We start from the raw sequence: 18,247 nt of genomic DNA, 5'->3' as shown, positions 1-18,247 counted from the left end.
CTCACCTCTTGCGATTCAAGATCTTCTCGATCAGCGCCTCCGTTCGGGCAAACGCGCCCAATGTGCGCAAGGTCTCTAAACAATCGGCGGTGTATCGCTCCGCTTTTTCCGTAAAATAGGACCGATCCGCCTCTACGCCGTCTTCTTCCAAATCGAAGAGATCGTCTTGAAATTGATAGCTGAGCCCCAAGGTCTCTCCCACGTGAAACAGCCTATCGCAAAACGCCTCCTCGCGCTCGGCCAAGGCACCCGCCATGGCAAAGCAGGCGCCCAGAAGCGCGCCGGTTTTTTTGCGGTAGATCAATTCGTCGCCGGAAGACGCGCCGATGCGTATATCCAGAATTTGCCCGTCCACCATCCCCGTGGTGCCAGCTGCGCGAAACAGATACCGCATGGCCAGAAGGCCGCCCCGCGGTTCGATCGAAGCGCCCTCGGCTGCGAGTTCCGCCGCCTGGTTCAAAAGGCCGTCCCCCGCCAAAATCGCGATCGCCTCGGAAAACTGCCGGTGGTTGGACGGGCGTCCCCGCCGAAAGTCGTCGTCGTCCATGGCGGGCAAATCGTCGTGGATCAGGCTATAGGTGTGGATCGATTCCATGGCGGCGGCAAAATAAAAATCGGCCGCGCCGATATATCCCAAATCCTCGAGCACCGTAAAAAAGAGCATCGGCCGCACGCGCTTGCCGCCTCCGAAGAGGGAGTATAGCATCGCCTCTTTCAATTCTTCGCCCGCAATCGGAAGCGAAGCGTAATAGGACTTCAGCCGTTCGTCGAAATTCATTCTAGCGCCTCCCCCTTTTCTTCGAGTCCGTCTTCGGTCAGAATCCGTACCTTTTGTTCCAGTTTCGATAGCTCTTCGTCCAGCGCGCGGTATAGGGCTATCCCTTCCTCATAGAGCTGCACCATTTCCTCCAAACTGAGGTCCTCGTTTTCCATGGTCTCTACGATGGTCGCCAGGCGATCCGATTTTTCTTTATAGTTCATCGTCATTCCTTTCGATTTCCGTTATCTCCGCCGCGACCGATCCGTCTCTAAACGCGATCGTCAAGCGATCTCCGGAACGTAGTTGCGCCGCCGAATCCGCCACCCGTCCGCCGACATACACCCGCGGACCGGTCCTCTGTCTGCCCAAGACGCCGATCCGCGTCTGCATCAGGTCGAGATGCTTGCGTTCTCGCAGGCAGCTGCTTCGGAGCGCGACAGACAGCGCCTTTCTATGTGCCGAGAAGCCTCCTCGCTCTTCGGCTATGTAGCGGTCCATTCGACGGGGATCCAGCGAGCGTCTCAGGTTTTTTAAGCCCTCGCGCCGTAAACCCAGCGCATACGCCACTTCGCCGGTCATGCGCTCTTTCAGCCGCGCGATATGCAGCTTTTTGTTTTCTACGGCGTCGGGCGAGACGATATGCTCCAGACGGTGGCGCAGAGCGTCGGATTCCGCGCGCATTCGGTCTATGCGTCCCTCCGCCAGGCGCTCTATGCGCAAAAGATATGCCCGCGCCCGCTGAAGAATCAGATCCCGATCCTCTACGATCAGCTCGGCGGCATGGGTGGGCGTCGCAGCCCGAAGATCTGCCACAAAATCGCTGAGTGTCGTGTCTACCTCGTGTCCCACCGCCGAGACCACCGGGTGCACGCGCTGTGCCAGGGTGCGAATCAGCGCTTCGTCGTTAAAGCAGAACAAATCTTCCATCGAACCGCCGCCCCGCGCAAGGACGATAACGTCGACATCATCCCTTTGGTCGAGCCGCAAAAACGCCGCGGCGATTTCCGCGCCGGCGTCTTTTCCCTGTACGCGTGTCGGGGAAAGGAGGACGGAAACGGCGGGGTTTCGCTTGCGCGCCACCTCCAAAAAATCGTGCTGTGCTGCGCCGGCAGTGCTCGTGACGACGCCGACGGTCCGAATGTTTTCGGGAAGCGGCTTCTTTTTATCCATATCAAATAGACCTTCTCTCTCGAGAAGGTCTCGACGTTGTAAAAACAATTTATAGAGCGCACCCTCGCCCGAAAATTCGATCTCTTTCGCCAAAAACTGCAATCGACCTGCCGGCGCGTAGATGTCCAGCCTGCCGATCACCTCGATATCGAATCCGGTCTGTAAGGGAGAAGAAAGCCGTTCGGCATCGTCTCGAAAAAGGACACAGTTGAGGCGCGCGTCGCGGTCTTTTATGGTGAAATACACATGGCCGCTATGCGCCGTCGTTACCTCTGCCACTTCTCCCCGCACACATACCTTTCGGAGGATATAATCCGATTGGTAGAGTTTTTTGGTGTACTCCAACAGTTCGCCGACTCCGATGGGTTTCATGCTTTGCCTTCTCGTACCACGGAGCCCAAGATCCCGTTGATAAATCGGGCGCTGTCTTCGGTGCTGTAAATTTTTGCGATGTTTACGGCTTCGTTGATCGAGATCGCCGGGTCGATATCATCTTGGTAGAGGATCTCGAATACCGCGACGCGCAAAATCGAAAGATCCACCGTCGCCAATCTGGACAGCGTCCATTCCCTGAGATTTTCGGCAATGCGCCCGTCGATTTCGTCCTTATGGTCGAGATAGATCGCCACCGCCTCGCGCATATATTCGACTTCGTCTTCGTTAAAAGGTAGCGTCGTGCTCTTATCGCGCAGGCGCTGTGCTTTTTCGGAAAACAAGAGGGAATACAAGAGATCCGCTTCTTCTTCGTCTCGTTCCACGGTGAAAAAATATTCCGCCACGTCGGCGGAATATTCTCCCCGGTTTTCCATGGCAAAGAATATCTGTACCAAACCGATTCGCACAAGTCTTCTGCTGACGGTGAAGTTACCGGCCATCAGACGGTTTCTCCTTCTTGGCGTATGCGTACGCCGTGTACGTGCACATTGACCGCCGTAATATCCAGATCGGTCATATTTTCCAGGCTTTCCTTAACGGCATCCTGTACTTCTTCGGCGATTTCTACGACATTCTTTCCGTATTCTACGACGATCGAAATATCCACTGCGCTTTTCTCTTCATCGGCAAATACTTTCGTCTTGCCCACGGTTCTGCCGCTCAGAAGATCTCCGATATTTTCCCGTGTCGATGTAAAGCTGTTGTATACGCCGTCGACGCGGGTGGCCGCCTCTTGTGCAATCCTCGTAATGACATCCTCGGCGATCTTCACATTGGTGCTTCCCGCCGGGTCAACAAAATATTTTTCTACCATATTTGCCTCCTATTGCATCATTATACCATAAAGCGCGGGCGGAAAAATCGAACGATTCCCATAAAAATAGAGAGCCGTGCTCTCTATTTTAGCAATTTTTTTAAGAAGCTCTTTCGGTGCAGCGCAGACGGCCCCATCGATAGAATCGCCTCTCTGTGGAACTTTGTCCCGTAGCCCTTGTGTTTTTTAATGCCGTAGCCGGGAAAACTCGCATCCCAGTCGAGGCATAGGCGATCTCGATATTCTTTGGCGAGGATCGACGCCGCGGCGACGGCATAGGAAAGACTGTCGCCGCGAATCAGCGCCGTCTGCGGATAGGGCATGTCGATGGTCTCGGCGTCGACGAGAAACAAGACCTTCTGATCGCGCCCCAAGACATCGAGCATATTTTCCACTGCTTCTTTCATGGCGCGTCGCGTCGCCTGTTTGATATTGATCGCATCGATGGTATCCGCGTTCTCCCTTCCGATGCCGTAGGCGATATTCGCGGAAAGGATCTCTGCTTCCAGTGCGGCGCGCCGCTTCGGAGACAGCTTCTTGGAATCCGATATCCCTTCGATCGCAGCATCCGTCGGCATAACGACACAGGCGGCCACCACATCGCCGAATAGACAACCGCGCCCGACCTCGTCTACCCCCGCGATATAGTCGTAGCCTTCTTCGAGGCGGCTGAGATCATAAGCTAGACCGGTCATCGGCATGCTCCAGTGTGATTCGTCCCCAGACGCCGTTGCGGAACTCGTCCAATAGAATCCGGGAGACCTTTGTATAATCGATCAAGCCGCCCCGCAAGAGGGCGCCGCGCTTCTTTCCCACCGCGTCCATAATCTCCACGGGATCGCTAAGATCCTCAGAAAGCCCATAGCGGCCGCGCAAGTGTTCCGGAAACGACGCCACCGCCTCTTTAACCAGTTCAAAGGCGAGCGTCTCGGTATCGACGATCTCTTCTTTGATGGAGCCGGTAAAGGCAAGATGCCGACCGCGTATGGGCGGATCCAATTTGGGCCATAAGACCCCCGGGGTATCCAACATATCGAAATTCGGGTTGTGGCGAATCCACTGATTGCTCTTGGTGATGCCCGGACGATTCCCGATGGCGGCGGATTTTTTGCCGGCGATTTGATTGATAAAGGTGGATTTTCCCACATTGGGAATGCCGGTGACCATCACTTTGATTTTGCGTTTTTGCATGCCCTTCGCCGCTTCCTTGGCGCGCATTTTGGATACGCTCTTTTCCAGCGCCGCCGTCAGATCGGCAATTGCGGGCTTTTTGGACGCGGTCCAGGCGAGCGCCCACTTTCCTTCCTCCGAACGGATTTGGCGAATCCAGGCCTCTGTGGCCGAGGGATTCGCCAAGTCCGACTTACTTAAGAGATAGACCGTTGGCAAGTCGCCGAGAATTTCACCCAAGAGCGGATTGTAGCTGCTCTCGGGAATGCGGGCATCCAGTAAGACCACGGCGGTATCGACCATAGACTTCATTTTCTTTAGGGACTCGATGGTCTTTTTCATATGGCCCGGATACCAATTTATATTCATAATAGACTCCTGTTTCTAAGGACTTCGTCCACTTTTCGAAATGCGCCGTATTCTTCCGGCGGTATATCGCAGACCATATTGGCCGCCTCTTTGACCGCATCGGGTGCGGAATCCATGGCAATGCCGATGGCCGCCCCTTCAATCATGGCAATATCGTTGGTGTCGTCTCCGACGGCGAGGATATTTTGCGGCGTAAGGCCCGAATAAATCGCATACGAAGACAGACCCCGCCACTTATTGGTGCTGATGCCGATGCACTCAAACAGCGACAGTTTGGGATCGTAACTCTTTAGGAGATGGCTGATCAGGCCGCTATTTTTGATGGCATCGACTTCAATCAGACGATAGTAATCCGCGGGGGTAGTAAAGCCCGCAATGGCGAGGATATCTTCTTTCGCCGCCTCCTCCGGTTCCATTCTGCGATATAGATTTTCGTACATCTGGACATAGATGGATTCCCGTTCAGTCATATCGTGCAGGGTTACGAGATCGTAGCCGTCGTAGTAGCGGTCCACGTGAAGGATGGGATGGATGTTCACTTTTTCCATCTCTTCGATCACGGTCTTCGCGAGCGCCCTCGGGAATACGTGTTTATAAACCGTCTCCTCGGAATCCTTATAGCGAATCAGATTGCCGTTATTGGAGATAATGGGAATGTTCAGCTGTAAGGGCTCGAGTTCCCGCTTTAGGGAACGATACGGTCTGCCGCTGCAAATTACCGTGCCGATGCCCTGTTGCAACCATCTTCGGATGTAGTTTTCCATGGTGGCGTCAAATTTTTGGCCCCTGCCCGCCACAGTTCCGTCGAAATCCAAAGCAATTAATCGAATCATATTCTCCTCGAAAAAATGAGCGACTGCTAGAGTCGCTCGATCCTAAAATTTTAATTCCTTACGGGTATATACGACACTGCCCAAAAGCCACAAAATCACGGCGAGAACGAGGTCGATGGCGATGCCCAACCACTGAAAGCCCGCCCCGGTGGCCATGGCCAGGGGATTGAACACGGTAAAGGGAAAATAGCCCGCGATGGTCGCGGCGCCACTGCCCAATGCGATCAGTACCGCCCATACGATAAACAGCAGTATGAGCAAGAGGAGAGAGCCGCCTTCCGCGTGCGAGGAGCGAGAAGACAGGGCGGAATAGAAAAATCCCAGGCTCAAAAATATAAAACCCAACAACAGCAGACAGATAAAGATCTGCAAAAGCACCAATGCCAAGGCGCGCAGGTCGTGAATGCCGAACAGATAGGCGGCCACAAAGCTCACCGCGAGAACCGCGACGAGCACCAGACCGTAAAGCAACAAATCGGCGCTGAACTTTCCGCTGTAAATCTCCATACGGGAGACGGGATTGGCGTAGAGATATTCGATGGTACCTGCGCTCTGCTCCTTAGAAAGGCTTCTCGCACCCAACTGTACGCCAAAAATGGCAAAGAGAATGCCCAGGTATTGGAACATAAAGGGCAGATACTCCGTAAATTTATCGAACTGCACATCGTAACCCATGCCCAAAACCATGCGAAAGCGTTCGGAAAATCCTTCGCGGAATCCGTTCGCCAACGAAAGCATATTGTCATCCTGCAGGAGCGGGAAAAATGCCAGCATCAATACGGCTAAAATCCCCAGAACGAAGAACCAGGAAATGGCCTTAGCGCGATTGCTCTTTAACTCAAGACCGAATACCATTATTCTTCCTCCTTTCCGATGTCAAAATTGTACTTGGACGGATTGATCCTGCCGTAATCGTCGGCGGGACGGATCTTTTCCGTATCCTCGGGCGCTTCGACTTCGATGGCGCCGTCCGCCGCCTCGCCTTCCTCCGGCGCCGGCAAAGTGCCTTCGTCCGGCGTCTTTTGGAGCGCGATCAGCTCGTCGGATTGCGTTTCGATAGGCGTCACCTCTTCGGCCGGATCGAGCGCATCCCTCGGCGCTGCCGGGGCGTACGGTGCGGTGATCGCATCGTCGCCGCGTTCGGCGATCTCGAGCTCGTCCTTGTCGTAGGCGAGGATCGTATCCTCTTCCCCTTCTGTCGAAACGCCGGCGACATTGGCCCGGTCGAAGGTGACCGTCGTATCCGGCGCATAGGATGCGCTCGTGCCGTCATAGCCCGATTCGAAAGCGTCGATCTTGTTTTCGAGCAGGGCGTCTTCCAAGATATAATTTTTTACCTTTTCTTGGTGCAGCACCGTCGTCAAAGTCGGCAAATAGCCGTCGTAGAAGAACTCTACATTCCCCGCTTCGTCGCGGATTAAGCGCGCGCCGATCTCTTCAAAGGCGCGTACAGAAATCACTTCGTCGAAAATGCGGAGCACCTTGTCGTTGGTATACTTTTCCTTTAAGTACTCCATGCCCACGATCCTGCCGTCGGCAAGATAGGCGCCACGGTCGCCGTAGCGCTGCCCTACGGAAAGATTGTCGGTAAGCAACAAGACCGAAAGGCCTTCCGCTTGCTGCAGTCGCTTCAGATGAGTAAACAATTTCTCGATCATCGGCGGACTGAGGTCCTTGGTCGGATCGTCGATTACGATCAGCTTCGGTTTCGGAATCAGAGCGTTGATAATGGCAACGCGTTTGCGCTGAGAATCCGTCAAGTCGACGAATTTATGCCGATTGTCCAATTCGAAATAATCCATTAACGATTGAATCTCGTCGGTATTTTTTAAACCGTGAAAACCCAAGGTGGTCTTAAAAATCGCCATCGGCTTCAGGTTATCGTAAATCCAAACATCTTCCGGTACATATCCCGTAAATTCTTTTACGGACCGATCTTCTTTTTGGGCGTCCATGTCAAAAATGGATACGCTGCCCGCGGTCGGTTTTAAGAACTTAAAGAGAATCCGAGCCAAAGTGGTCTTACCGGAATCTTTTAAGCCCATTAAAGAAAAAATTTCTCCGTCGAAAACCTCTAAATTTACACCGTCTAAAACTACATTTTTTCGATATTTTTTAGAGAGTTCCCGCACTACAATAGCACTCATGATTCACCTCGCTTTACTTTACCATTATACATGATCGCCTGATAAAATGGAATCTATGGACGAAAACGCCCCGTAAAACTATGATATAATAGCCGGGAAATCGTAAAGGGGAGAGTTTATGAAATTAGGAATTATCGGACTGCCCAATGTCGGCAAGTCCACATTATTTAACGCCATTACACAGGCCGGTGCCGAAGCCGCCAATTATCCCTTCGCCACCATCGAGCCCAATGTGGGCATGGTCACGGTCAAGGACCCGCGCCTCAGCGTACTGAGCGAAATGAGCCATTCTGAGCGCATCGTCTATGCCACCATCGAATTCGCCGATATCGCGGGACTCGTCAAGGGCGCGAGCAAGGGCGAGGGTCTCGGCAACCAGTTTCTTTCTCATATCCGAGAAGTCGACGCATTGATCCACGTCGTCCGCTGCTTCGAAGATTCAAACATCATCCACGTAGACGGCGGTATCGATCCCCTTCGAGACATCGAGACGATCACATTGGAGCTGATCTTCTCGGACCTCGAAGTGCTGGAAAAACGCCTGGAGAAAGTCAAAAAACAGTTAAAAGGCGATAAGAGCCTCCTGCCGGAAAAAGAGCTGATCGAACGCATCCTCGACGCATTACACGCAGAGAAACCGGCGAGATCTTTGGACTATACCGAAGACGAGCGAAAGCTCTTGTCCTCGTTCAGCTTACTGACCATGAAACCCGTTATCTACGCCGCCAATGTCTCCGAAGAAGACGTGGCAGACGGCAATCGCTATGTCGATTCGGTGCGCGCGTATGCCGACGCCGAAGGAGACGAAACCATTGTCATCTCCGCGGCCATCGAGGAGGAAATCGCGGCTTTGGACGAGGAAAGCAAGCCGGAATTTCTCGAGGCGCTGGGGCTTCGCGACTCCGGACTCGATCGACTCGTCAAGGCTTCCTATAGCCTACTGGGGCTGATCAGCTTTTTGACCACCGGCGAAATGGAATCCCGCGCCTGGACCGTCAAGGCGGGTTCTAAGGCCCCGGAGGCTGCCGGAAAAATCCACAGCGACATACAGCGCGGCTTTATAAAGGCCGACACCATCGCCTATGAAGACCTCGTCGAAGCGGGGTCCGTCGCCAAAGCGCGCGACAAGGGACTGATCCGCAGCGAAGGCAAGGACTATGTAATCCAAGACGGCGACGTCGTCAATTTTAAGTTCAATGTGTAAATACAAAAACGGCTATACCCGCATCGTGCGGTGTATAGCCGTTTTTTATTGTATGGATTAGGATTCTCTTCGTCGGCGCTCGTCTTGCGGACGCGGTGCGGGATAGCGATCTTTGTTGTAGATGCCGATGCACAGGGCGCACAGAAGCGAGCAAATGCCTGCGGTGATGCAAACCAAAGAGATAAAAATATTGTTTAAACTCGCGCGCTCAAACAGTCGATTCAGGACCATGATCAGAGAAAACATGCCGACAAAGACCAGCACGAGACCGGGAATGTAGCGCAGGAATTTCATGCGTTTTCCCATCATATTCATGATAAAGGTAATGATCAACGCCACGACGACGGCGATCAAGAGTATGCCGATATACTGCAGGTTTCCGTTTAAACTGTTTGAAATTTTTTGTACCATTGCTTCCTCCTACTTGCCGGGATTGCTGGAATAGTATTTCTTTTCCGGCACGGCGCCGTCCAGCAGATCCTCGACCTGCCGATCGTCCAAGCTCTTTTTGGTCTTTACCAGCTGCATCAAATTGCCGTACAGGTCGATATAGGCTATGTCTTCTTTTTCCCGAAATACGGTGAACAAGAGCGTATCCCCGTCGTATACATCGATGACGAACAGTTTTTCGGCGGTGATCCCCACCTGTTCTTTCGTCATATTATATCGCAATTTCATAAAATAGTCAGTGCTGCCTTTTCGCACCGTATAGCTCGGATAGTCGGTCCTTTGATCGTGAAACAACGCGACATTCGAGGAAAAAAACGCGTCCGAGCCGACAATCGCGGCCGGATCTTTGGAGTCATCCGCCAAATACTGGACATTGGTGACGATCCAGCGGCCCTGCAGCGGCGCGCGATTCATTTCGGGTTTTTCTATGGTCTGGTAATTCTCTTCTTTGGCGGGGCTGCAGGCGACGAGAAACAACAATAGGAGTACCCAGAATTTCTTCATCCTTGCACCTCTTTTTCCAGGGGAATGCGCACGCGTATGGTGGTTCCCGTCCCTTTTTCCGACGTGATGCGGATTTCTCCGTCGTGGAGTTTGATAATTTCTTCGGCGATGGAAAGGCCCAGGCCGGAATGGGAATTGGAGTGTTTGCCCTTGTAGAACTTCTCTTTGGCGAGCTTTAATTCCTCTTCGTCCATGCCGACGCCGTTGTCCGAGACGAGCATCTCATAATACGGAAAGTTTTTGCGCGCCTCGAGCACGACCCAACCGCCGGCCTCTGTAAATTTGATCGCATTGTCGATCAGATTGATCAGCACCTGACGCAAGCGGTCCTCGTCGCCGGTTACGACGACGACTTCGTCGTTGATCTCATCCATCAGGCGAATCTCTTCGTTGGCCGCCCGGGGCTTCATCTGCCGAAGCACTTCGGTACAGGTGGAGGTGATGTCGAATTGGTCTTTTTTAAGCGTAATGCGACCGGAAATATAGCGCGAAAAATCCAGGAGCTCTTCGACCATTTTCGACAGCCGATCCGCCTCCCCCTCGATGATTTCGAGCCCTTCTTTTAGTACGACCTCGTCGGTCTTTTCCGTGTCTTCAAGGATCGCCGCCCAGCCTTTGATCGAAGTCAGGGGCGTACGCAGCTCGTGGGATATAGAGGAGATAAAGTCGTTTTTGACCTGCTCCTTTCGCAGAATCTCCGCCGCCAGGGTATTGATCGAGCGCGCCAGGCGCCCCAATTCGTCGTCCCGATCGATCTCGATCCGCTTTTTATACTGTCCGTCGGCGAGTTGAATGGCGATGGACTGGATTTCTTCGATGGGTTGGGTGATGGTCTTGGCGAGCAGGCGGCTGATCAAGGTGGCAATCGCCGCGACGATGGCGGTCAAGAGCAAAAGGTAGCGGCTGAGCTTTAAGACGGATCGCTGCGCCGGTCCCAAAGAAGAGGTAAAGCGCAAGACGCCGAGTACCTTCCCGTCATCGGAAACGAGCGGGCGGGAGACGGACATCACCGAGGTGTCGGAGAAGGGGACTTTGCCGATGCGCACGCCCTTCTTCCCCTTTTGCGCCGTCTGCACGTCGGTGTATTCCCGTACGGGATCGTTGATCCCGCCGATGGAGTCATATATCAGCCCGCCGCCTGCATCGACCAATTGCACCTGGCCTTCAAATTGATTGAACAACATTTCATAGTCCCGCTCGATCAACTTTTCGGGGGTCATATTTTTGAAATATTTCGAATAGGTATACATCGAGCTGTTGAGTTGTTGATCCAAAAAATATTTTAATCCGTTATAGGTGTACTGGCGAAATCCAAATATCAACGCCAAATCCAACAGCGTGACCGTAAGGAGCACCAAGAGCACGAAATTTCGCGTCATGGTCTTTCGAATGGAATGTTTCATTGCTCCTCTTCAAAACTCTTCCAGCGGTAACCGACCCCCCAGACGGTCTCGATATAGCGTGGGTGTGCCGCATCGTCTTCGATTTTTGAGCGGAGGCGGCGGATGTTCACATCGACGATTTTGCTGTCGCCCAAAAATTCCTCGCCCCACACCGCATTTAAGATTTCGTCGCGGCTTAAGGCGCGATTTACATTGTTCATAAAGAGCTTTACGATTTCGTGTTCCGTCGGCGTGAGCTCGATTTCCGTCTTGTCGCGATAAAATTTATGTCCGTAGACGTCGACGCGAAAGATTCCGCTTTCGATAAAGCGCTCTTCCTTTTCGTCGACGGCATCGCCGATAAGGCGGCGTTCCAAGCTCTTTATGCGGAGCGTAAGCTCGGTGGGGTTAAAGGGCTTGGTCAAATAGTCGTCGGTGCCGCTTTGCAGGCCCATGATCTTGTCGTAGTCCTCTGCTTTTGCGGTCAACATAATGATTCCCAGATTGGGAAAGGATTTGCGGAGCCGGTCGCAGACCTCAAAGCCGTCGATCCCCGGAAGCATAATATCCAAGAGCACGATATCGGGCTTTTCTTGCTCTGCAATCTCTAAGCCGTCTTCGCCGCTTGCCGCTTCGAAGACCGTATAGTCTTCCCGTTCCAAATTGATTTTAATAAATTTGCGGATAGAGGTCTCGTCCTCCACCAACAAAATTTTGGTCATATTCTGTGCCCCCTTTATTCGAAAAATGCGGATACCTTCTCGTACATATAGTCGTACAGCGCCGGATACCGCTTAATGGGCTCCATGCGAACGAGTACATCTTCCATCTTGACGGCGTGTTCGTTCCAGGAATTTCCGCCGGTGGCGACATTTAAAAGGATCGGCTGCATGCGGTCCATCGCCAAGGCGAAATGGGACTCGGGCGTCTCTTGGGCTTCGAATTCGTCCCAAAGCGCCCGCGTCTTGCGCGCCGACGCCTCCGGCAAGATGCCGAATAGGTTGTCCGCCGCGCGAATTTCCCGCTCCAATTTCGACTTGTTGCCCTCGGCATCGTAGGCGAAGGTGTCTCCCGCCTCGATCTCCACCACATCGTGGTACAAGAGCAATAGGAGCACGCGCTCAAAATCCACGTCTTCCGGCGCAAAGTCGCGTAGAATATGCGCCATGGCGGCGATGTGAAAGCTGTGTTCCGCGTCGTTTTCGTAGCGCGCCTCGTGCAAGAGTTTCGTGCGGCGATAGACGTTTTTCATCCGTTCCAGCGTATATATAAATTCGATCTTCTCTTCTAACTGTGTATCTTTCATTCTCTACACGGCGAAATAAAAATCGCCCTCTCCCTTTCTTTCCTTATAGCGCTGTAGATCTTCGGGGGCGTAGATGCCCAAATCGGTGACGATGCCCGTTACCGCCTCCGGCGGCGTGATGTCAAAAGCCGGGTACCATCCCTTTACCCCGTCGAGCGTATGCTTTATGCCGTGGCAGCTTAGGCTCTCTTCGGGATCGCGCATCTCGATCGTCACCGCATCGGCATTTTCAATGTCCATATCGGGAATGCCCGTCGCATAATAGGGCACGCCGAAGTGCTTTGCCACGATGGCGATCTGGTGGGTGCCCACCTTGTTTACGATGCTGCCGTCCATACAGATGGAATCGGCGGCCGAGGTGAAGATATCAACGCCGACATTTTCCATATAGGCGCAGACCATATTGTCGGTGATGACCGTAACGTCGATGCCCATGTCCTGAAGCACCGAAGCGGTAAACCGCGCACCCTGCAAAAAGGGCCGGGTTTCGGGGCAGACAAACGAGATGTCCTTTCCGCGCTTTCGAATCTCGCGCGCCAACATGCCGATAATCGTCTCGCCAAAGCACTGGGTCATCACCGTACCCGTATCCGGCATCACCTCCATAAAATGCTTCGCCACCGTATGAATGGCGTCGTAGCGCTGTTTCATGGATCGAATGCCGTAGTCACGAATCTTTAGATCCAAATCGGGATCGTCGATCGCCGCCTCGGCGATGGCGAGGGCCCCTTGGGTCACCTGCGCCATGCGATTGGCGGTGGTGGGACGGGCGTTGGAAATGGTATACGCCGCCTCCCGCAAATAGGAAAGACGCTCTTCGCCCCGCAAAGTACGGGATTCGTACGCCGCAAGCGCCATCCCCATTGCCGCCGCCGTATAGGGCCCGGCGGATTGGGTCACCATATTTCTGAGGGCGTCGCGCACTTCGATATGGTCGCGGCACGCCACATATTCTACGCGGATCGGATAAATTCTTCGGTCCAATATATAGACACAGCCCTGTTCGTACCGGGCGACGTGATCCGCCTGTAACATATATGCCAAATCTTGGTCAAATTGCATAATAACCCCCTCTATATATTATAATAGTAACATATTCAGGAAAAGGAAACGAGGTTATCATGCACTATGGAATTATCGGAGGAACGGGATTTGAAGCGCCGTTTTCTCCCGCAAGAGAAGAAATTATGACCACGCCCTACGGCGAGGCGAAGTTAATGTATCCCGAAGACAAACCCTATGTTTTTGTCTCGCGCCACGGCACCGGTCACAATATCCCGCCCCATGTCGTCCCCTATAAGGCGAATATCTGGGCGCTTCACGAAATCGGCGTCACCGAAGTCTACGGGATCAGCGCCGTCGGCAGTTTGAAGAAGAAATATGCCCCCAACGACGTCGTGCTGACGGACGATTTTTTGGACTTTACCAAGACCCGGCCTTCAACCTTCTACGACGGCACGGAGACGGTGGCGAAACACATCGCCATGGATGCGCCCTACGACGAAGAACTCAATCGCCTCTTCGAGGAAGCCTATGGAGAAAAGTTGCCCCGCGGCATCTATGTCACCACCGAGGGGCCGCGCTTTGAAAGCCGGGCGGAAATTCGATTCTACGCTTCCATCGGCGGAGACGTGGTGGGTATGACAAATGTGCCCGAAGTGGTGCTCGCCAAGGAGATGGGGATGTATTATGCGAACATCTGCCACGTCGTAAACTACTGCACCGGCGTCGCCGAAAGTTTGGAGATCCTCCCTTCGGCCCGGATTCGAGAAAAAATCGTCGCGGCGGTGGATGCGGTCTTTACAAAAAAGACAGAGCCCCGCGCGGCAAAAATCGATCTGCTTTGATGCAAAAAGGACCCGGAATCAATGTTCCGAGTCCTTTTCTTTGTCGGCGACGTAGACACTGTCCTCGCCGTCCTGTTCTTTTAAGTGCACGATAATCTTTTCCGATTGGGAAGTGGGTACATTTTTTCCGATAAAATCGCCGCGAATGGGAAGCTCTCTGTGCCCCCTGTCGATCAAACCCACCAGTTGCACCGAACGCGGCCGGTCCTTCACCATCAGGGCGTCCATGGCGGCGCGAACGGTCCTGCCCGTAAACAACACGTCGTCGACGAGGACCACGCGCTTTCCGTCGATCTTTCCCATAAATTCCATGGGCAAAAATTCCGCATCCCGCCGGTCGTCCCGAAAGAAGGAGGCGTTCAGCGCATAGACGGGGACGTCTTTTCCCTCGATTTCTCGAATGGATTTTTGCAATCGTTCGGCGAGATATACGCCGCGGGTTACGATTCCCATCAATACGATGTCCTCGATGCCCTTATTTCTTTCGATGATTTCATTGGCGATGCGGGCGATAGCGCGGCGAATGGCGATCTCATCTAAAATCCTGTGCATCGTTCACCTCCGTGTTTGCGAAAATAGGCGATAAATCTGCGCGGTAACTTCGAGCGTCCGTCGATGCGTGCTTGCGTAATCGGATGTGTAAAAGACAGCCGGTAACTATGGAGCATCAATTTTCCCTTGCGATCCGCGTGGATGCCGTAAATCGGATCGCCCACCACGGGGTGTCCGATATGGCGCATATGCACGCGAATCTGATGGGTTCTTCCGGTGTAAATCCGCACGCGAAGCAAGGTCGCTTCCCCAAAGGCGCGTACGGGCGTATAGGCGGTAAGCGCCTCTTTAGAGGGATAGACATCACAGGCCATCCTCGTCCTCTGTGCGGGATCGCGCCCTATCGGCGCATCGATGCGGCCCGGTTCGCGGATGTTGCCGCGACAGAGGGCGTAGTATTCCTTTCGGATCTTTCGCGCAGAAAACAGTTCCACCAGGCCGGTATAGGCGCGATCGGTTTTTGCGATCGCCATAATGCCCGATGTGTCTTTGTCCAGCCGATGTACGATGCCCGGTCGTAGGGGGTCCGACCCCTCCGCCAGCGAAGAAAATCGCCAAAGGAGATGATGCACCAATGTGTCTTCTTCTCGTGCCGCCCCGGGGTGAACGACCATGCCGTAGGGTTTTTCCACCAGCGCGAGATCGTCGTCTTCATAGAGAACGCGAACGCCGAGATCCTTTCCTTCCAAGCGATAGGGCGTCGCTTCTTCATATGAGATACATTCTCCCGCCGACAGGGTATACCCCGCCTTTTTCTGCACGCCGTCGACCAAAATACGGCCTTCCAGGATGGCGTTTTTAATCTGCGAGCGATTTAACGAGAGAATCCCCGTGAGGTATTTGTCCAGCCGACTGCCGCCCTCCGATACATATATGGTCTCAGACATGGCGCTTCGGCTCCCGATCCATCTTAAAGATTTGCACCATCAACAGCACGGTACCGATTACGATCATGGTATCCGCCAAATTGAAGACCGCAAAGTCGTGGCCGAAAAAGCGAAATGACAAAAAATCCACCACATAGTGGAGGCGCAACCGGTCGATAAAATTGCCCACGGCACCGGAGAGGATCAGCACCAAGGCGATGCGGCCCATGCCGCGTATCCCCTCGTTTTTTCCATAGATGGCATAGAGCAAAAAGCCGATCACCAAAAGCGTAACCACGATAAATAGCGGCCTGCCGTCCTGCAAGATGCCGAAGGCGGCGCCGCGGTTTTCCACATAGAGCAGCCGGAAAAATCCGGGAATGATCTCTACCGAACCGGCATCTTTCAAAAAATTGAGTACCAGCCATTTGCTGATCTGATCGGCTGCTATCAATAGCAATATAACAATCGTAACCATATACACCTAACTTTCCTGCAGCGTGCCGTATTCGAACCGGACCTTGCCCTTTTTCGTCTGTCGAAATTCCTCGCCGATCTTCGCCCGCCCGAAGCCCCGCACCGAGAGCAATTCGCCGCCGTGGATCTCCCAATGGGTCTTTCGAATGGGCTGAAAGTCGACCTTCACGAGCCCTTTTGCGATACGACTTTTCACCTCGTCGCGAGAGAGTTTTGTGATCGCCCGCACCACGGCATCCAATCGGGGCGACTGCACCACCGCAGAAGAGGCGCGCCACTTCTTTTCTTCGATCGGCAGCGTCTCGAGGGGAACCTCTTCGACTTGAATCCTTTGATTCCCGATCTCTCTCCAGTGCACGAGAAGAAAATTCGCGATCTCTCTTTTGACCACCACATAGCTCGCATCGTTCGGCACAATATCGCCGATCTTTGCCCGTTCGATCCCAAGCCCCAACAGAGAACCCAGAATATCTCGATGCGCGGGGATCGGTCCGGACACCGACGCCTTGAGGACGCTGACGGCATCCTCTGCCGGCGCGGGGTACGGGCAAAATAGGACGACTTTTCGCTCCCTCTCTCCCGCCGGCACAAATTGTGCTTCGACCTCGGGAAAATGGGGCAGAAGATCGCGGACGAGTCTTTGTTCGTATGGATCTAAAAAATCACTATCTGTCGCCGTAAAATTCCTCGAAGCGATCTCCGGCAAATCGAGTATATGACGCAGCATAGTGATTTTCTCAGTTTCCTGAATATGTTGTAATAATTCGTCTTTGTCGGTCATTCTTACCAGGGGAAGATTCCGGAATTTTGCAGTTCTTCCTTCAGGCCGTCGATGGCGATATTGTTCGGGGCGAGAATAAAAATGTCCTTGTTGACCTTTTGAATCTTGCCTTCGATGGCGTACAAAGCGCCGTTAACGAAGTCGAATATTTCTCGTTTGACTTCCAGATCCAGCTGTTCGAAGTTCAAGACGACGGCTTTGTTTTCCTTCAGATCGTCTACGATCTTGGGAGATTCGTCGTAGCTCAGCGGTTCGTGAACGGTAATCACCATTGCCGCCTTCGTTTGAATGCTCAATACGCTGCCGTTGTCCTTGCGACGCGTGGTGGAACTTACCGGCTTTTGCACTTGTTGTGCGGTAACGGGTTCCACTTCCGTGGTCTGGAATTTCTCGTCGTCATCGTATTCGTATTCGTCGTCGTATTCGTAATCCTCGCCGAAGCCAAAGGCTTTTTTCAGCTTGTCTGCAAAATCTGCCATAATCTCCTCCTTAATACGTGCGGGCGCCGAAAATCCGACTGCCGATGCGTACCATATTCGCTCCCTCTTCGATCGCTATCGGAAAATCATTACTCATCCCCATCGATAAGTACTTCATATCCACGTCTTTGTAATTTCTGAGGGCGATATCCTCTTTGAGAGCAAACATCTTTCGAAACAATGCCCGTAAGTAGTTTTCATCGTCTACAGCAGGGGCTACCGTCATCAATCCGTCGATCTTGATATGGGAATAGTCGAGGATGGATTCCAAAAAGGGCAGGACCTTTTCGAACAGAAGACCGCCTTTAGACGACTCCCTGCCGATATTGACCTCCAACAGGCATCGCACGATGTCGTTCGTCTGTTGGGCGCGCTTTTCGATCTCCTTAGCCAGGGACTTCCGGTCCAAAGAATGAATCAAGACTACATCTTGATAAATATATTTTACCTTATTCGACTGCAAGTTGCCAATCATATGGTAACGGACCTCGGGACCGATTTCTTCGATCTTTCCTCGGAGCTCCTGCACCTTGTTCTCGCCGATATCGGTGGCGCCGGCGACGATCGCCTCTCGTATGGTCTTGACGTCATGGGTTTTTGTGACGGCGATCAACTCCACCGGCTCTCCCGTTATACTGTGACTTCGGGCTTCTTCTATTTCTTCTTTTACACGGCTGATCCTCTCGCCGATTTCCGACATG

24 protein-coding genes are annotated in these 18,247 nt (G+C 53.1%); 2 read left to right on the top strand and 22 right to left on the bottom strand.

Features of this window, described 5'->3' with window-relative positions:
- Position 1: 1 nt before the first annotated feature.
- The 10 genes from QO008_RS00960 to QO008_RS00915 all read right to left on the bottom strand — a co-directional run bounded on the left by QO008_RS00960 (position 2) and on the right by QO008_RS00915 (position 7,698).
- Positions 2-778, bottom strand: a complete 777-nt coding sequence (locus tag QO008_RS00960; RefSeq protein ID WP_126465331.1) for a polyprenyl synthetase family protein — start codon at positions 776-778, stop codon at positions 2-4.
- Entirely contained in the window at positions 775-981 is a 207-nt protein-coding gene (gene xseB, locus QO008_RS00955; protein WP_197721113.1) for an exodeoxyribonuclease VII small subunit, read from the bottom strand. The genes QO008_RS00960 and xseB overlap by 4 nt, the downstream gene beginning before the upstream one ends.
- Positions 971-2,302 (bottom strand): exodeoxyribonuclease VII large subunit, encoded by a 1,332-nt coding sequence (xseA, locus tag QO008_RS00950; protein WP_307383494.1) that lies wholly within the window; start codon positions 2,300-2,302, stop codon positions 971-973. The genes xseB and xseA overlap by 11 nt, the downstream gene beginning before the upstream one ends.
- A complete protein-coding gene (gene nusB / locus QO008_RS00945; RefSeq protein WP_307383490.1) occupies positions 2,299-2,805 on the bottom strand; it encodes a transcription antitermination factor NusB in 507 nt (168 codons plus the stop codon). Before nusB ends, xseA begins: the two co-directional genes overlap by 4 nt.
- Positions 2,805-3,179 (bottom strand): Asp23/Gls24 family envelope stress response protein, encoded by a 375-nt coding sequence (locus tag QO008_RS00940; RefSeq protein WP_126465324.1) that lies wholly within the window; start codon positions 3,177-3,179, stop codon positions 2,805-2,807. The genes nusB and QO008_RS00940 overlap by 1 nt, the downstream gene beginning before the upstream one ends.
- Positions 3,180-3,262: 83 nt before the next feature.
- Positions 3,263-3,874 carry a ribonuclease HII gene (locus tag QO008_RS00935; RefSeq protein ID WP_307383486.1) on the bottom strand — a complete coding sequence of 204 codons (612 nt, stop codon included), beginning with the start codon at positions 3,872-3,874 and terminating at the stop codon, positions 3,263-3,265.
- On the bottom strand, positions 3,855-4,718 hold the full coding sequence (ylqF, locus tag QO008_RS00930; RefSeq protein ID WP_307383482.1) for a ribosome biogenesis GTPase YlqF: 864 nt from the start codon (positions 4,716-4,718) through the stop codon (positions 3,855-3,857). Before ylqF ends, QO008_RS00935 begins: the two co-directional genes overlap by 20 nt.
- The gene (locus QO008_RS00925) at positions 4,715-5,551 is read right to left on the bottom strand and encodes an HAD-IIB family hydrolase (RefSeq protein WP_307383479.1); all 837 of its coding nucleotides are present in this window, start codon (positions 5,549-5,551) and stop codon (positions 4,715-4,717) included. The genes ylqF and QO008_RS00925 overlap by 4 nt, the downstream gene beginning before the upstream one ends.
- A gap of 42 nt (positions 5,552-5,593) precedes the next feature.
- Positions 5,594-6,406, bottom strand: coding sequence for an ABC transporter permease subunit (locus tag QO008_RS00920; RefSeq protein ID WP_307383477.1), 813 nt, complete (start codon positions 6,404-6,406; stop codon positions 5,594-5,596).
- Positions 6,406-7,698, bottom strand: coding sequence for an ATP-binding cassette domain-containing protein (locus QO008_RS00915; protein WP_307383474.1), 1,293 nt, complete (start codon positions 7,696-7,698; stop codon positions 6,406-6,408). The genes QO008_RS00920 and QO008_RS00915 overlap by 1 nt, the downstream gene beginning before the upstream one ends.
- A 118-nt stretch (positions 7,699-7,816) precedes the next feature.
- On the opposite strand from QO008_RS00915, the gene ychF reads away from it, so the two are divergent.
- Positions 7,817-8,902: a redox-regulated ATPase YchF gene (gene ychF, locus QO008_RS00910; RefSeq protein WP_307383470.1), complete on the top strand. Its 1,086-nt coding sequence runs from the start codon at positions 7,817-7,819 to the stop codon at positions 8,900-8,902.
- Positions 8,903-8,959: 57 nt separating this feature from the next.
- Here the strand turns inward: ychF and QO008_RS00905 are convergent, their stop codons facing one another.
- The 6 genes from QO008_RS00905 to QO008_RS00880 are packed head-to-tail and all read right to left on the bottom strand — an operon-like array spanning position 8,960 to position 13,606.
- Positions 8,960-9,313, bottom strand: a complete 354-nt coding sequence (locus tag QO008_RS00905) for a cytochrome C biosynthesis protein (RefSeq protein WP_126465311.1) — start codon at positions 9,311-9,313, stop codon at positions 8,960-8,962.
- A gap of 9 nt (positions 9,314-9,322) precedes the next feature.
- Entirely contained in the window at positions 9,323-9,856 is a 534-nt protein-coding gene (locus QO008_RS00900; RefSeq protein WP_307383466.1) for a hypothetical protein, read from the bottom strand.
- Positions 9,853-11,259, bottom strand: a complete 1,407-nt coding sequence (locus tag QO008_RS00895; protein ID WP_307383463.1) for an ATP-binding protein — start codon at positions 11,257-11,259, stop codon at positions 9,853-9,855. The genes QO008_RS00900 and QO008_RS00895 overlap by 4 nt, the downstream gene beginning before the upstream one ends.
- Complete coding sequence (locus QO008_RS00890; protein WP_126465305.1) at positions 11,256-11,960, bottom strand: response regulator transcription factor; 705 nt, start codon at positions 11,958-11,960, stop codon at positions 11,256-11,258. The genes QO008_RS00895 and QO008_RS00890 overlap by 4 nt, the downstream gene beginning before the upstream one ends.
- Positions 11,961-11,974: 14 nt before the next feature.
- Positions 11,975-12,544: an HD domain-containing protein gene (locus tag QO008_RS00885; RefSeq protein ID WP_307383459.1), complete on the bottom strand. Its 570-nt coding sequence runs from the start codon at positions 12,542-12,544 to the stop codon at positions 11,975-11,977.
- Between the two features lie 3 nt (positions 12,545-12,547).
- On the bottom strand, positions 12,548-13,606 hold the full coding sequence (locus QO008_RS00880; RefSeq protein ID WP_307383456.1) for a s-methyl-5-thioribose-1-phosphate isomerase: 1,059 nt from the start codon (positions 13,604-13,606) through the stop codon (positions 12,548-12,550).
- 59 nt (positions 13,607-13,665) lie between these two features.
- Between QO008_RS00880 and QO008_RS00875 the strand changes: the two genes are divergently transcribed.
- Complete coding sequence (locus QO008_RS00875; protein ID WP_126465298.1) at positions 13,666-14,391, top strand: MTAP family purine nucleoside phosphorylase; 726 nt, start codon at positions 13,666-13,668, stop codon at positions 14,389-14,391.
- Between the two features lie 18 nt (positions 14,392-14,409).
- Here the strand turns inward: QO008_RS00875 and pyrR are convergent, their stop codons facing one another.
- Genes pyrR through QO008_RS00845 form a run of 6 tightly spaced genes read right to left on the bottom strand, consistent with a single transcriptional unit; the run spans position 14,410 to position 18,246 of the window.
- Positions 14,410-14,943: a bifunctional pyr operon transcriptional regulator/uracil phosphoribosyltransferase PyrR gene (gene pyrR, locus QO008_RS00870; protein WP_307383453.1), complete on the bottom strand. Its 534-nt coding sequence runs from the start codon at positions 14,941-14,943 to the stop codon at positions 14,410-14,412.
- Positions 14,928-15,830: an RluA family pseudouridine synthase gene (locus QO008_RS00865; protein ID WP_307383450.1), complete on the bottom strand. Its 903-nt coding sequence runs from the start codon at positions 15,828-15,830 to the stop codon at positions 14,928-14,930. The genes pyrR and QO008_RS00865 overlap by 16 nt, the downstream gene beginning before the upstream one ends.
- The gene (gene lspA / locus QO008_RS00860) at positions 15,823-16,287 is read right to left on the bottom strand and encodes a signal peptidase II (protein WP_126465293.1); all 465 of its coding nucleotides are present in this window, start codon (positions 16,285-16,287) and stop codon (positions 15,823-15,825) included. The genes QO008_RS00865 and lspA overlap by 8 nt, the downstream gene beginning before the upstream one ends.
- A 6-nt stretch (positions 16,288-16,293) precedes the next feature.
- Positions 16,294-17,013, bottom strand: coding sequence for a YlmH/Sll1252 family protein (locus tag QO008_RS00855; protein ID WP_126465291.1), 720 nt, complete (start codon positions 17,011-17,013; stop codon positions 16,294-16,296).
- Positions 17,014-17,069: 56 nt separating this feature from the next.
- Positions 17,070-17,546 (bottom strand): cell division protein SepF, encoded by a 477-nt coding sequence (locus tag QO008_RS00850; protein WP_126465289.1) that lies wholly within the window; start codon positions 17,544-17,546, stop codon positions 17,070-17,072.
- A gap of 10 nt (positions 17,547-17,556) precedes the next feature.
- Positions 17,557-18,246 carry a YggS family pyridoxal phosphate-dependent enzyme gene (locus QO008_RS00845; protein WP_307383442.1) on the bottom strand — a complete coding sequence of 230 codons (690 nt, stop codon included), beginning with the start codon at positions 18,244-18,246 and terminating at the stop codon, positions 17,557-17,559.
- Between the last annotated feature and the right edge of the window lies 1 nt (position 18,247).

It is taken from the genome of Aedoeadaptatus ivorii (assembly GCF_030815095.1).
In the GTDB taxonomy this organism is placed as follows: Bacteria; Bacillota; Clostridia; order Tissierellales; family Peptoniphilaceae; genus Aedoeadaptatus; species Aedoeadaptatus ivorii.
This window is presented reverse-complemented; position numbering and strand designations above follow the sequence as displayed.